Source organism: Jeotgalibacillus haloalkalitolerans, assembly GCF_034427455.1.
Lineage (GTDB): Bacteria > Bacillota > Bacilli > Bacillales > Jeotgalibacillaceae > Jeotgalibacillus > Jeotgalibacillus haloalkalitolerans.
Window position 1 is genome coordinate 65638 of sequence record NZ_JAXQNN010000001.1, and the last position, 13669, is coordinate 79306.

At 40.4% G+C, this 13669-nt stretch carries 13 protein-coding genes; 10 read left to right on the forward strand and 3 right to left on the reverse strand.

What is annotated here, in order from left to right:
- Positions 1-42 precede the first annotated feature (42 nt).
- Positions 43-1458: an RQC-minor-2 family DNA-binding protein gene (locus tag UFB30_RS00330; protein WP_322419680.1), complete on the reverse strand. Its 1416-nt coding sequence runs from the start codon at positions 1456-1458 to the stop codon at positions 43-45.
- Between the two features lie 139 nt (positions 1459-1597).
- On the opposite strand from UFB30_RS00330, the gene rlmH reads away from it, so the two are divergent.
- Both rlmH and UFB30_RS00340 read left to right on the forward strand, forming a co-directional pair.
- Positions 1598-2077 (forward strand): 23S rRNA (pseudouridine(1915)-N(3))-methyltransferase RlmH, encoded by a 480-nt coding sequence (gene rlmH, locus UFB30_RS00335; RefSeq protein ID WP_322419681.1) that lies wholly within the window; start codon positions 1598-1600, stop codon positions 2075-2077.
- Between the two features lie 135 nt (positions 2078-2212).
- Positions 2213-4024, forward strand: coding sequence for an AIPR family protein (locus UFB30_RS00340; RefSeq protein WP_322419682.1), 1812 nt, complete (start codon positions 2213-2215; stop codon positions 4022-4024).
- Between the two features lie 218 nt (positions 4025-4242).
- On the opposite strand, the gene UFB30_RS00345 is transcribed toward UFB30_RS00340, so the two are convergent.
- Entirely contained in the window at positions 4243-6174 is a 1932-nt protein-coding gene (locus tag UFB30_RS00345; protein ID WP_322419683.1) for a DUF2075 domain-containing protein, read from the reverse strand.
- Positions 6175-6334: 160 nt separating this feature from the next.
- Here UFB30_RS00345 and UFB30_RS00350 point away from each other — a divergent pair, with 160 nt between their 5' ends.
- The 4 genes from UFB30_RS00350 (at position 6335) to UFB30_RS00365 (ending at position 9678) form a co-directional block, all read left to right on the forward strand.
- Positions 6335-7225 (forward strand): DUF4352 domain-containing protein, encoded by an 891-nt coding sequence (locus tag UFB30_RS00350; protein ID WP_322419684.1) that lies wholly within the window; start codon positions 6335-6337, stop codon positions 7223-7225.
- A gap of 184 nt (positions 7226-7409) precedes the next feature.
- On the forward strand, positions 7410-7730 hold the full coding sequence (locus UFB30_RS00355) for a hypothetical protein (RefSeq protein WP_322419685.1): 321 nt from the start codon (positions 7410-7412) through the stop codon (positions 7728-7730).
- A 307-nt stretch (positions 7731-8037) separates the two neighbouring features.
- The gene (locus tag UFB30_RS00360) at positions 8038-8766 is read left to right on the forward strand and encodes a YybI family spore inner coat protein (RefSeq protein WP_322419686.1); all 729 of its coding nucleotides are present in this window, start codon (positions 8038-8040) and stop codon (positions 8764-8766) included.
- A 321-nt stretch (positions 8767-9087) separates the two neighbouring features.
- Positions 9088-9678, forward strand: coding sequence for a 2OG-Fe(II) oxygenase (locus tag UFB30_RS00365; RefSeq protein WP_322420522.1), 591 nt, complete (start codon positions 9088-9090; stop codon positions 9676-9678).
- Between the two features lie 220 nt (positions 9679-9898).
- Here UFB30_RS00365 and UFB30_RS00370 read toward each other — a convergent pair whose 3' ends face one another.
- Positions 9899-11113 carry an amidohydrolase gene (locus UFB30_RS00370; protein WP_322419687.1) on the reverse strand — a complete coding sequence of 405 codons (1215 nt, stop codon included), beginning with the start codon at positions 11111-11113 and terminating at the stop codon, positions 9899-9901.
- Between the two features lie 139 nt (positions 11114-11252).
- Between UFB30_RS00370 and UFB30_RS00375 the strand changes: the two genes are divergently transcribed.
- The 4 genes from UFB30_RS00375 to UFB30_RS00390 all read left to right on the forward strand — a co-directional run bounded on the left by UFB30_RS00375 (position 11253) and on the right by UFB30_RS00390 (position 13660).
- Positions 11253-11693, forward strand: a complete 441-nt coding sequence (locus UFB30_RS00375) for a hypothetical protein (RefSeq protein WP_322419688.1) — start codon at positions 11253-11255, stop codon at positions 11691-11693.
- A gap of 33 nt (positions 11694-11726) precedes the next feature.
- Positions 11727-12305, forward strand: a complete 579-nt coding sequence (locus UFB30_RS00380; protein WP_322419689.1) for a hypothetical protein — start codon at positions 11727-11729, stop codon at positions 12303-12305.
- Between the two features lie 151 nt (positions 12306-12456).
- Positions 12457-13152 (forward strand): Crp/Fnr family transcriptional regulator, encoded by a 696-nt coding sequence (locus tag UFB30_RS00385; protein ID WP_322419690.1) that lies wholly within the window; start codon positions 12457-12459, stop codon positions 13150-13152.
- Between the two features lie 385 nt (positions 13153-13537).
- Complete coding sequence (locus tag UFB30_RS00390) at positions 13538-13660, forward strand: cytochrome C oxidase subunit II (RefSeq protein WP_322419691.1); 123 nt, start codon at positions 13538-13540, stop codon at positions 13658-13660.
- Positions 13661-13669: the final 9 nt, after the last annotated feature.

Genomic DNA, 13669 nt, shown 5'->3' on the forward strand with positions numbered 1-13669 from the left:
CCAAAAAACGCCCGGGAACCGTTCCCCGGGCGTCATCTTATTTCATATCTTCTCCTTAAACAACTTCTTCACAGCCCTAACCACATACTTCTCCGGCCATTCCCCAAGCATGCCAAAAACAGCCGTCTCATGCAGCCCGAGCGTCCGCACCTTATTCGTCGGCTCACCCATTAAGGTCTGAGCCAGTAAATGCAGTGTCAGCGTAAGCTCGGTTTCATCTAAAAAAGCCTCTACACGCTCCACTTCAGCGCGCGTTACCTGAAAGCCTTCAACCTCAACCATCACATCATCCGGCTTCGGCTGGTTCGCCTCAAGAAGCACCGTCCATTCAGCAATCAGCTCATCTAGCGCCGCCTCAGAGACCTCAAGAGTCTTCCATTCCTGCACCGCCTTCAGCACCTTCGTATCAGGCAGCACGACCTCAGACAGACTCATCAGCGTTGGCTCCACGCGCTCCTCAGGCAGCCGGACCGCCTTCAGCTGCTCATAGCACCCAACCACTTCAGGAGCCTCCACATCAAGCCGATCCTTTAACCAAATGAGCCGTTCAAGCTTCCCGCTAAAAGCATTCAGCCGAAGCTTCACATCCTGCACGTCACGCAGCGCCTCCACGACATTCATACTCTGCGCAGCAATCTCATTCAGCTGGCGTTCAATCGTCGCGATCCGTTTCACCGTGCGCTCCATAATAGGCTCTTCACGCAGCTCAATGCGCTCCTCGTCTACGTGATACTTCACCGCATACTCACACACCGGGCACGTGCACACAAGCGCCTCACCATCTACAGCAAGCTCTTTCTCATGCGTACACATCTCCCAGCGCCATTCAGCCGGAATATCACGGTAAGGCCGCATCACAATCTCCACGCGGTGCCGCCAGTACGCGATGTCCTCCGGATACTTCAACACAGCTAAAAGAGAAGACCTGTTCATCTTCTCAACAGCTTCCACCACATGATTCTTTTCTTTTGCAAGCTCTATAAAAGGATGGCGGCTGTACGCATCATAGATCTGATCCAGCCAGTACTCACGCTTCATCCGGTGAAGCTTCGCACAAAACGCATAATCCTTCAGCACATACGACACATGATGATGCAGCCCCTCAGCTGACAGCCGGCTGTAGATCTTCCCGTAAAAATAACTCTCATCAATCGGAAGCCCGCGCTGCGCCGAATGCTCCTGCCATAAAAACATCTCAGGCCGCATCAGCTGAGGATACAGCTCCTCCTCACGCGTCACAGGAACCGGCATCCGCCAGCAGTCCGCATGCAGAAACTCCTTTATATCCTTAAGCTCTCTATAGGAAAACTGAGGCAGCGCACGATGGACCGCCTGCTGAAGACGGGACAGCACCGCACGCTCCTCCTTATGCCCAATTGAGCGGACATTCGCATACCTGCGCCCAACCGGCATAAACAATAATTTATCATAAGGTTCAATCTTAACCCCTGGTTTCATGTGGAACACTCCTTACTTCTAACCCCTCAATTCATTATAAAGCCCATCACCGAAGGACTCTAATTTGGATAGTCTCGGAAGTTCCAGCGCAGCCCATTCATGTTAAACTAATACCATCACAACAACCCGGAGGACCATTATGAAAATACAAATCATCACAGTCGGCAAACTCAAAGAAAAATACCTCAAACAGGGCATCGCCGAATACACCAAACGCCTCAGCGCCTACTGCAACATTGAAGAAATCGAAGTCCCAGACGAAAAAGCACCCGAAAACCTGAGCGAAGCCGACATGCAAATCGTCAAACAAAAAGAAGGCGAGCGCATTCTCTCTAAAATAGGCGCAGACACCCACATCATCACCCTCGAAATTAACGGCAAACAGCTCACATCAGAGCAGCTGGCAAAGGAAATAGACAAGCTTGCGACCTATGGGAAAAGTAAAATTGCTTTTGTCATTGGGGGATCACTTGGACTCAGTGATGAAGTATTGAAGAGAAGTGATTTTGGACTGTCATTTTCGAAGATGACGTTTCCGCATCAGTTGATGAAATTGGTTTTGGTGGAGCAGGTTTATCGGAGTTTTAGGATTAATAGGAATGAACCGTATCATAAATAATAAATTTTTATTTGAACTTTCTGAACTAATAAAAATTTATAAAATGAAAATTACCATTTGGGTAAATGGAGGTATATTGTTATATAATAATTCATAGATAGACAATTTTTTACTGCATCGAAGGGAGAACAAAATATGGCTAAGGCAACCAAAGTGAATCATCCGATAATTTCAAGTTATTTGGAAGATTTCGCTAGAAATTATGGGATATCTAAAAACAAAGCAAAGGATGAACATGCTTTGTTTGAGAAATTTATTAACGATTTGATCCTTAAAGTATATGGTAACGATGTTAATGCAAACTTTGAGAGTATGGAAACTGGAACTGCATTTGGTATTGATGGAGTAGCGATTTTTGTAAATGATAGGCTGATTGAAAGCGAAGAGGACTTTGACTATATTTGCGAGCACGCTAAAAAAATTGATGTTAACTTTATATTCACTCAAGCTAAAGTGAGCACAAATTTTGATAGAACGCAAATTCAAGACTTTTTTATGGGGGTATTAAGATTTTTTAACCTTGAAAAATGCGAGATTAATGAATTAAAAGATCAATGGGAAATCAGTAAATATATATATAATAAAAGTAATAAATTCAAAGAATTGCCAAGTATAGATTTATACTTTGCTACTTTATCGAATAATGAGATAGATTTCAAAGATATACACATGAAATCAACTTTAGATAAAGGAATACACGATTTAATTAATAAAGTCATGTTTAATGATCAAAGAATCAGCTTCAAACCATTGGGTCTAAAAAAAATAATGGAACTTTATAGAAAATTGGATAGTAATCTTGAAATAAAATTTAATTTGGATAAACAGCCTGTCCCTTATCCGATTGATCCTACAAAAAAAGTATCTTCTGGATATTATGGTCTGATTAGGTTAGAAAGTCTATTTGATATTTTAACAGATAAAATAGATGGTGAAATAAAGCTAAAAAAGGGTATTTTTGAAGATAACATCAGAGATTATCTAGGTAGTGATGATAATATTGATGTGAATTCTAATATGACAAAGGAAATTACAGGAAGCAAGGCGCATCTTTTTGGTTTGTTAAATAATGGTATTACGATTATTGCTGACGATGTTAGTATAGTTACTACTGAGGCTACTTTAACAAACTACCAGATTGTTAATGGGTGTCAAACGAGTAATGTATTATTTGAATCTCGAGAAAATATTAACGCTGAAAATATATATATTCCAATTAGATTAATTGGTACAACTGATGAGGAAACCAAGCATGCTATTATAAAGGCTACCAATAGTCAAACTTCCCTTAAGCCTGAACAGCTGGCGGCATTAAAGATCGAACAAAAAGATATCGAAGAATATTACAGGGTGAAACGAATCAGAAATAAATTTGATTTATATTATGAGCGACGAACAGAGCAATATAGAAATGAAGAGATACAAAAAATCAAAATTATAAATATCCCTTTTCAAATTAAGGCTACTTCAGCTATGTTTTTAGATTTACCACATGAGGTATCTGGTCAATACGGTAAAGTTGAAAAGTCAACAAGAGGAAAAATGTTCCAAAGTTCTGATTACTTAAATGTCTATTATGTAAGTGGTTTAGCATGGTATAGAGTAGATGCATTTATAAGAAATACAGAAGAAGGTAAGCTGTTCAGAAGAGCAAGGTGGCATATAATGATGCTTTTCAAATATTTTATCGAGTCTCAGTACCTTGACTACACTGATTTAGAAATTAATAAAAATGCTGAGTCCGTCTCAAACAAAATAGAAAAGATATTGTTAGATGATGCACAATCAACTCAATTAATAGAACAAGCAGTAAATACAATCAAAGATTATCTAGAAGAAAATGGAATATCTGATATTTCAGAAGATAGAAAGCTGTTTGAACGTAAAGAAACAACAGAGGGCTTGAAGAGCTTTTTAGTGAAATCAAATGACAGAGTTACACAATAATAATTTATATTCTGTTTAATAACCCTAGTACTGTATAGAATGAGTTAGGGTACAAAATGGTTAGCATGGCTCTTTTGTGAGAAAAAACCCTCACTTAGATGCTTCTCAGTTAGCTTTGTCACAAACGAATCATCTACAATATAAAGTGTCATTATAGAATGTTAACATAAATAAAAAGTCAAAGGGTCCTCATCATGTAAGGAGGACCCTTTGACTTTTTAATAATCTAATTCGCACTCTGCTACTAAACTAGCTTTACTAGGCGACAAATCCTCATAATCTACCGACTTATTCAATCGTTCCCTAAAGTAATCATTCAACTTGGGATTCGTACAAAACACAAAACAACCCTTCTGTCCACGAGTCATCAGCGTCCTGTACGTATTACGAATAATCCGATCAGCCAAAGCCTGAGCTTTCTCCGGATCTTCTTTCGCCATTGTTTTAATTCCTTTCAATGATTGATCCGTCTTTGCACGCTTTGTAAAATCAGTAATCACTTCACCATTTTCAAAACTGATATCCGGACCGATAATTACGCCAACATAGTCAAACTCAAGCCCCTGTGAAGTATGAATGCAGCCTGCTTCAGCTACTGAATTCTGCTCAATTGCCCAGATACTATCTGAGAGGTTCCAGCTGATTTTAAAGTTGTGCTCAGGGATTTCAATGTCTTTGTGAAGCGTATTGTTACGTCCGTTTTTCGGCCATTCCCAGCAGTAGCCTGCGAGCATACGTGATTTATTATTCTTTTTATTCAGTTCTTCAATGTCAGTCAGCATATGATTCGGGTCATCATACACTCTGAAGTCATAGTCAACGCCGCGATCATTTGCATTGGCAGTTTCACGAATCTGAAGAACATCATCCAGCCAGGCGATATAAGCATCTGATCCATCGCAGCGGAATTGTGAAGTGAGTTTGCCTTCAATCAATTCAGCATTCATGTCCGCAGCAAACTCTTTGATAAGATCAATGCTGCCGATATCTTTTAACGTTACTTTTTGATTTTCATCGATGAAAAAGATCGTAAATTTAGATGCATGAATGGCTTCTTTTACCTGGTTCTCTCCAAGGTTCGCGAACAGACCTGATTTCTCGTTCAGTCGGTGCGCTTCGTCAATAATCAGCACGTCAAATTCATCTTTTTCAGACTCAGTGAAGCTGCCGGAGCCTTTGAAGAGATTATCAATCTGCGTTTTCTTCATGGTGCCTTTAAGCTTCGAGGCATATACGTTACGTGGTGCAGAGTTTTTGGATACATAGAGTGCAGTCAGTTCTTCGTTAATCAGGTTCACGAGCAGATTGACAGCCATCACTGACTTACCTGTTCCAGGACCGCCTTCTATGACCATCACACGTTTCTGGCCGGTTTTAATGCTATCAAGCGCAAGATTTAGAGCTTCTTCGTAGAATACCTTCTGCTCATCAATCAGTACAAACTCCTGATTTCCTTTCAGCATGTTGGCTAGTGAGTCCTGAAGAGATTTTGAAGGACGGATCTTACCATGCTCAATCTGATAAATCAGTCCATTGCGATCACCAAAACGAACATACTTTTTAATAAAATCGCGCAGCTTTTGAATTTCACCTTTAGTAAAAACAGGTGCTTTTGCAATATGGTTAGCATAGTGTGGGTCAGTTAACGGATCATTTTCAGTTTGTCTGTAATTATGTAGATATGCACACGGATTCAGCAAAATATGCTGGTCCTGAACATTTTGATTAAAGTCTTCAATCAGCGCTGCGTAGGACCATGCCTGATAGGAAGGGTGAGTCACAGTACGTTTGCCTCCACCAAGATAGGTAGAAACCAGCGCATCTTTACCCGTCACCTTCTCGATCTCAGACCATTGCTTCAGTTCAACGACTACTACATGGTCCTGTTTTCCGTCATGACCTGCGATAAGAAAATCCACACGCTTTGAGGTATTAGGGATCTTAAATTCAATGGCTACAGCCGTATCATCTGGGATGTCGTCATCCTGCATTACATTCGACATTCTATGAAGAGAGTTTTCCCAGGAATTGATTTCGCTTTTTGATGTACGGCCGATTTTTTGTTGATAGGATTCGTATAGGCGTTCGACTAGGAGTTCGTTTGTGACGTCGGATATGAATTCGGTTTTACTGGCTTCGTATATGATCATTTTTTAGCCTCTATTCACTCGCTTTTTAGGAATTAAGTTCTATTATACTATATTTTAAAAAACCTAACAGATATCATTTTTTAAAAATATTACATAAATAAGAAAAAATATGGTATATTTAAAATAGTTAAAAAGAATCAGTTAAAGGAGTGAGGAGCAAGTGAAGAAATCAATGTTCTGGCTTTTATTAATTGTTTCAATGTTGCTGGTAGCCTGTGGAGATGATAGTACAAGCGGAGAAGATATTCTTGAACCTGAGACTGCGGAAGCAGAAACAGAAAATAGTGAGTCTGGGGAAGAAGAGGAAGTCTCTAATGAAGACTCAAAAGGTATATTAGCAGAAGAAGATTATGATAAGTTGTACACCAACCCAGGTGATTACAAAGGTTATGAGGTTGAAATGACCGGTAAAGTATTTATGGAACCTGAAAAAGATGGTGATGGTACATATTTTCAAATGTGGGCTGATCCTGAAAACAGTGAAAAGAATACGATTATTGGAATTGATGATCCTTCATTAGATTTATCTAGTGAGGACTACGTAAAAATTAAAGGGGTAGTCCATGATGAATTCGAAGGGGAAAACGCATTTGGTGGGATCGTAACGGCACCAATGGTTGCTGCAGAAAGCGTTGAAGTAGTGGACTATATCACAGCCATGTCTCCAACCCTTAAAGAAATCAGCCCTGCTCAGGAAATGAATCAGCATGACCTTATGATAACAGTTCAAAAAGTAGAGTTTGCAGAAAATCAAACGAGAGTGTATGTAAAAGTACAAAATAATACACAAGATTTAGCCTCATTTTATACTCATTCTGCTAGATTAATTGTTGGCAATCAGCAATTAGAATCTGATTATTTCGATTCATATTCGACAGGTTTGCCTGAAGTTCAATCGGATATTCTTCCAGGGATTGAAAGTGAAGGCGTTATTGTATATCCAGCAATTGATTTTGAGGCGACAGAATCAATGCAGTTTTATGCAGAAACCTATAGTGATAATTATGAATTGGACTTTGAGCCGTATATTTTTGATATTGTAATTGAATAAATCTCAATAGCTGATGAACCCACTCTTTTGCAAAAGAGTGGGTTCATCAGTTTTATATTTGTCTGATAACTATCTTAAATGATTTCTCTCACCTGCAATTCCCGACACAATAAAATCCACCCCACTTCCAAAATCTAAACCTCACCCCTATAATAAAACTAACAAACGGTTTGGGGGTAAAACCATGGAAAAGTCATTATCAATAATTTTTAAATCAAAGCCAGAATCATGGGAGTTTAGAGGAGATCCCTATTTATGGTGCGAATTAGAACAGGTTTTTGCCGATATACCAGCTCCTTGCTCAAAAGCGTGCTTTATCGACTATTTTGAAAAGTATTTTAAAAAACTTACAAATTACCCCTTCCATACTGAAGATGAATCAATTTTTGTGGAAAAATACGCACGAGGGGGCATGTCAAGTGGGCAGATTAGTATGGAATTTTGGAGAGGAAAGGCTCTATTGCTTTTACTCAATCGATTAGAAAAACTAAATTTAGAGAAGTAGAGGTATTTGTATAATCTTTAGGAATATTTCCGCTAACCTTTAACTGATGGTATAAGATTCATTGCAATTTGAGAAGGGGAATATCTCCATTTTAGAAAATCTCATTTAGATATAGTACGGCGATATTTAAGTTTTATTTGAAGCTCGGGGATCCAGTTCTGCAATAAGCGGAGCGGACCTGGGCTTTTTTATTTGTTGTGACCAAAGGTTCTGTCCCATCCTTCATTCTGAGTGATGAAGCCGCAGCATATGTTTATGTTAGAACATTTGGGAATGGTGATTATAGTGTTTTGGAAAGGAGCATGCTATGTATAATCATTACACCGGGACTAATATGAATCCTCCAAATGTCGTTTCGTTTGCATATGGAGATGTAACCGGAGACAGAGTCCCTGACAATGTCTATTTAACCGGCATTATGACGCCGGATAGCCCATTTATTCAACAGATCACGCTGCTCGTTCAGGATGGCAGATCCGGCAGGTTCACAAGTATCCCGCTTCAGGAAAATGCTGGCTACAATCCGACTGTGTTCCTTGGGGATTTTACCGGGAATGGAGTAGATGACATTTTAATCAGTATTGCTACAGGCGGTAGTGGTGGAACAATGTACGTCTATATTTATTCCTTTTTGAATAACAACCCGCAATTATTATTTGATGTTGATGTCTATAATGAGCAGTATCAATATGAGGTGCATTATCAGGATGATTACAAAGTGGAAGTTGTCAGCTTGATCAATCATCAAACGTACATCATAGATATCTCACAAAGAGGCAGTGAATATTTAAGTGAGATATATGATGAAAATGGCAGGCTGAAGAGCCCGATTACTGGATTTGTCAATCCTCTCAGTGGTTTATACCCTGTTGATTTTGATTCAGATAAACGATACGAGCTGCTGGCTTATCAGAAAATTGCCGGGAGATATAATGCGGATTCGTTAGGGTATGTGTTGAATACGTTAGCATGGCTTGATCATCGGTTTGTTTTGCAGGATCAGAATGTTGCGATTTTTGGATATGAGAAAATTTAAGTTTTATTAAAGCCAGGGATCACTTTTGCAATCAGCGGAGTGGGGCCTGGCTTCTTTTTTGTTAAGAGCAAATACTGAATGTGTCCAAATGTGTAACGTGGGGTCATTTTTCTTCACAAAAAAATATTTTGTTCTATCACTTTTTTTGAAATTAAAGGTATTATAAAGTTAATATTGTAAATATTAGAAAAGGTAGGATGACAAATGAATATAACGCCTAACCATGATTTAACTAATGTGAAAGAACAGTTTATGGAAGGGTATATGACAGAGCCCGAAAAAGCGGCAGAACAGCACCTTTTTGATGCCGTTGGGTCTGTCATGATGGTCGGAGATACAGTGATTCCGTTTACGAAGCTGCATACGTGGCCGCTGGTTGTGGTGTTGGAGGATGTATTAAGCTGCGAGGAATGTGATCAGCTGATTCAATTATCGAGTGATAGAATGAAGCGCTCGAAGATTAGTAGTGATCGTGTTGTCAATCAGATGAGAACAAGTAGCGGCATGTTCTTTGAGGAGTCAGAAAATGATCTGGTCAATATCATTGAAAAGCGTCTTGCTAAGATCATGAATATTCCTGTCGAACACGCAGAGGGGTTACAGATCTTGAAATATACGCCGGGACAGGAGTATAAAGCGCACCATGATTACTTTTTGCCGACCAGTAAAGCCGCTTCAAATAATCGCATTAGCACAATGGTCGTTTATTTGAATGAAGTGGAAGAGGGAGGAGAAACCTACTTTCCTGCATTAAATATCTCTATCACTCCTCAAAAGGGGTCAGCCGTCTATTTCGAATACTTTTACAACAATGAAGAACTGAACCAACAAACGCTTCATGGCGGGGCACCTGTTATAAAAGGGGAAAAGTGGGTTGCAACACAGTGGATGAGGAGAAAACGTGTGCGGTGATAATGAGAAACATTTCCTGTCCTATACACAATGTCCATACAATTCATTTACGTTAAATGATCTGAAAAAGTATATAAAACAGTGATATATTGAATCACTGCTTCATCAGCTCATAGGATGATAGCTGATATAAATTCTTTTTAAAGCCCGGGAACCTATCTCCACATTACGTGGAGCATCCCCGGGTTTTTATGTTGTTTGAGTTTCATCAGCTTTACTATTACCCCTCCATCAAAAACTGCCTCCCCTTCCCAAACACAGCATTAATAGGCTTTCTCCTTGCAATCGCTTCTGCACTGCAGCTTGCATCTACAAGAATGAATGAAGCAGTATCGCCTGGCTTTGGCCATTGCTGCTGACCTTCTGCTGAGAGAGGTGTGATGCCACCTGTTGCATATTTCAGTAACTGATTTAACCCGACTTCATCGCTGATCCCGAAGCGTTCTCCGAGTGTGGCGAGTTTATCAATCGTATTTCCAGTGCCAAAAGGTGACCAGTGATCTGTAATGCTGTCATGACCAACTGAGACTGGAATTCCTGCTTTCCATAGAGCCGGGATTGGAATTGTGGGACGATTAATTGGCACACTGGTCGTCACATCAATTTTTGCGTCGTTCAGTATGCCAGTCAGCTGCTGCAGCCGTCTTTCCTTCAGGTCGCCCAGCGCCAGTGCATGGCTGATCGTGACGCGACCTTCATAGCCATTCTTTTTGACTAAGTCAGCGATTTGCTCCATTTCAAAAGCGCCGAGTGAATCCGGATCGTGGAGGTGAATGTCGATGTCTTTATCATAATCCTGCGCAATGGCAAACATCGTTTCAAGAGAATGATTAATGTTGCGGTCCACGGTTGCAGGGTCCACGCCTCCCACGTGAGTAGCTCCGTGCTCCATCGCCTGACGGACGAGGGATTCAGCGTTGCTTCTTAAGAGCCCGTGCTGCGGGAAAGCGACAATTTCATATGTCAGGTAATCTTCATACGCTTCAAGTGCGCGGACTGTGGCTTTTAGGTTTTCAATCCCTGAAACTGGATCAATATTGCAGTGCGTGCGGATATGGGTATGACCATTTTGCAAAAGCAGTTCAATCATCTTCTTTGCACGTTCCTCTGCTACAGGAAGCTGTTCCTTCAGGATGGTCTGTTCTTCCTCAATCCGGGTAAAGATGCCGTTAACAGCGGGCTCCACAGCTTTCCACGGACCTGAGTAATACGTCTTATCAATATGAATATGCATCTCCCGGAACGCAGGCAGCAGCAGTGCGCCTTCTGCATCAATCACGGGAAGGTCGGTTTGAGCAGGATAAGTTGATGTCACTTCAGTAATCGTCTCATGCTCAATTTTCAGATGCGCCGTTTCAGTACAGGTTTTAGTCACCCGGTCATCATGATTAAATCCGGTTTCAATCGTTGCATTTATAATCCAATAACCATTCATAAAGTACCTCCAGTATGCTCAACGTTTTCTATCATTGTAAAAGGTAGATTGTGAAAAATACAAATCAACCATTGATTTAACACTTTTGGAAAATGATATAATAATGTTCAATGTTGATTTATATAAAGGAGCTGCTCAATTGAAAAAGCACCTTACCATCCTAACTTTCATAGCTGTTGTTCTAACCGCCTGCAGCAGCGAGCCATTAATCGAAATGGACCAGGACACCAGCTATATTCAATATCTGCCACAGGAAGAAGAGCTTGAGGTATTTGTCAGGTATCTGAATCATTCTAATCGGCCTGTCGATTTTTGCGTAGAGATTTTATTTGATGATGAGGATATATGGGCTGCATTCCCTTATGAACGGTATGTAATATCGTGTGATCCGGAAGATCCTAAAGCTTATGGTGAAACGTCTGGAGAGCTAACAATTCTACCTAATAATGAATTTGTAGTCGGCAGAAATATGTCTCACCACAATGGAATCGATGAATCTTTATTACCTGGCAACGTCAGAGTCCGGTTATTTAATGATGATGGATTTGAATTAATTGAACCATTGAACGTATTGAACTGATCGATAACAAGACGTACTTTTAGGAGCTTTGTTATGAAAGAAATATCAATTAACTATTTTAATACTAAAAAAGGTTGTATTCAGTTGATGAAGCATCTGCCTTACAATCGATTTATTTTTTATTTTGGCTGTGCGTTATTTTTAATGATTGGCATTTTTGAATTCCAGAAGTCTGCAGAGGTTGCCAGACGGGTTGCTGATGGAAATGCTTCAGAGGAATTGATACTGCTGGTCATTTCCGTTTTGATTGAAGGGGTTCGTTTCTTACTGTCTGTAGCCGTCATCTACTTCTTAGGCAGACTGATCAACCGCATAAAGGGAAATCACCTCTATAACAAACATATCAGCAGCTCAACCTATCCGATACATTACAGAGAAGGTGATCCGTTTATTTCAATAGGAGAAAAAAGAAGAAGGTTTCCGCTGGATGATAAGCTGACGATAGTTGCGACTCAGGATTATTATTTATTTTATAGTGGGAAACCATGGAAGCTGGATACGTTCCTGATTAACCGGGACCAAGAGAGTGATCCGGTGTATCGCAGTAAGTTGGATAAATTGATTCAACTGGTGATAGAGCAAGAAGGAGTTAATTTTAAAAAGAGGAAATAAATATGAGGTCGGAGAAGCAACTTCCGTAAACTTATTACTAAGTCTGATCAGATCTCAACTATGGTTATCTACAAAATCTGTCTCACCATTTCACACACCTGTGCTATACTTAAACAAGTATTATAAATACATCTTTAGGAGGCTCAAACACATGTATGCAGAAACTAAACCAATTTCAGACGACCTGAAAGAACTACTGTCACTGCCTCATCATGTGAAGACCTTCGCTAAAGATCGTTATTTATTCCGTGAAAGTGATCAGATTCAACACCTCTTTTTTATCACGAAAGGAAAGGTCCAGCTGAGTAAAATGAATTCAGATGGGCGTGAGCTGACGCTTCGGATTTGCGGGCAGAATCAGCTGCTTGGGGAAGTGTATTTATACGCTGAGGATGCGACGTACATGCTGGATGCGAAGGTAAAAGAGGACGTGGAGTGCTACCTGTACCCAATTCATGAGCTTGAAGCGGAGTTTAATCAAAATCCGAAACTCGCTGCTGCTTTTATGAAATGGATGTGCCTGAATCAGCGGAAGACCCAGACCCGCTTCCGTGATCTGCTGCTTCACGGAAAAAAGGGTGCCCTTTATTCCACATTAATCCGATTATCCAACAGCTATGGCATTCAAAAGTCAGAGGGAATCTTAATTGACGTATCCCTCACAAACCAGGACCTCGCCAACTTCTGCGGAATGGCACGCGAAGTGGCAAACCGGATGCTATCCGAACTGAAAAAACAGGAAATCATCTCTATATGCGACGGAAAAATCCTCATCCGCGACCTCGCCTACCTAAAAAACGAAATCCAATGCGAAAACTGTCCACTCACACTTTGCCGCATTGACTAACCAACTACTACTCTCACACCAGAGAATAGTAGTTTTTTTATTGCTTTTTTAATGAATCAATTAAAAGTTTAGCTAAAACATCTATTTTATAAATCACAACAATATACTGAATAAAATCCAAGTGGAGCGAAGCGTAGGGCGGCGACTCCAGCGGGATGTGACGGACAGGTGAGACCCCGGAAGGCGAAGCCTGAGGAGGCTCAGCGCCGTCCCCGCGGAAAGCGTCCGCCCGAAGCGCAGCGAAACGGTTTAATAAATTTGGCGAAAAAATGAAAGAATCAAAGTTTCAGGTTAATTTTTGTCACAGATGTGATATTTATCACAGTGGTCAGCACGTGATTCCTTTACGCTTAACCCAATATCAATGTTGGAGAGGTGAACTGAAGTGGCTAAGAAAAAACAGGCGAACGAAGAAAATCTGAAGGGAACATTAGTCAGCGTATTTTTTGTTGGATTTGTCATCGTCGCGATGTGGATAGCTGTTTACCTGATGTATTTATCCCAATAACCGTAAAGG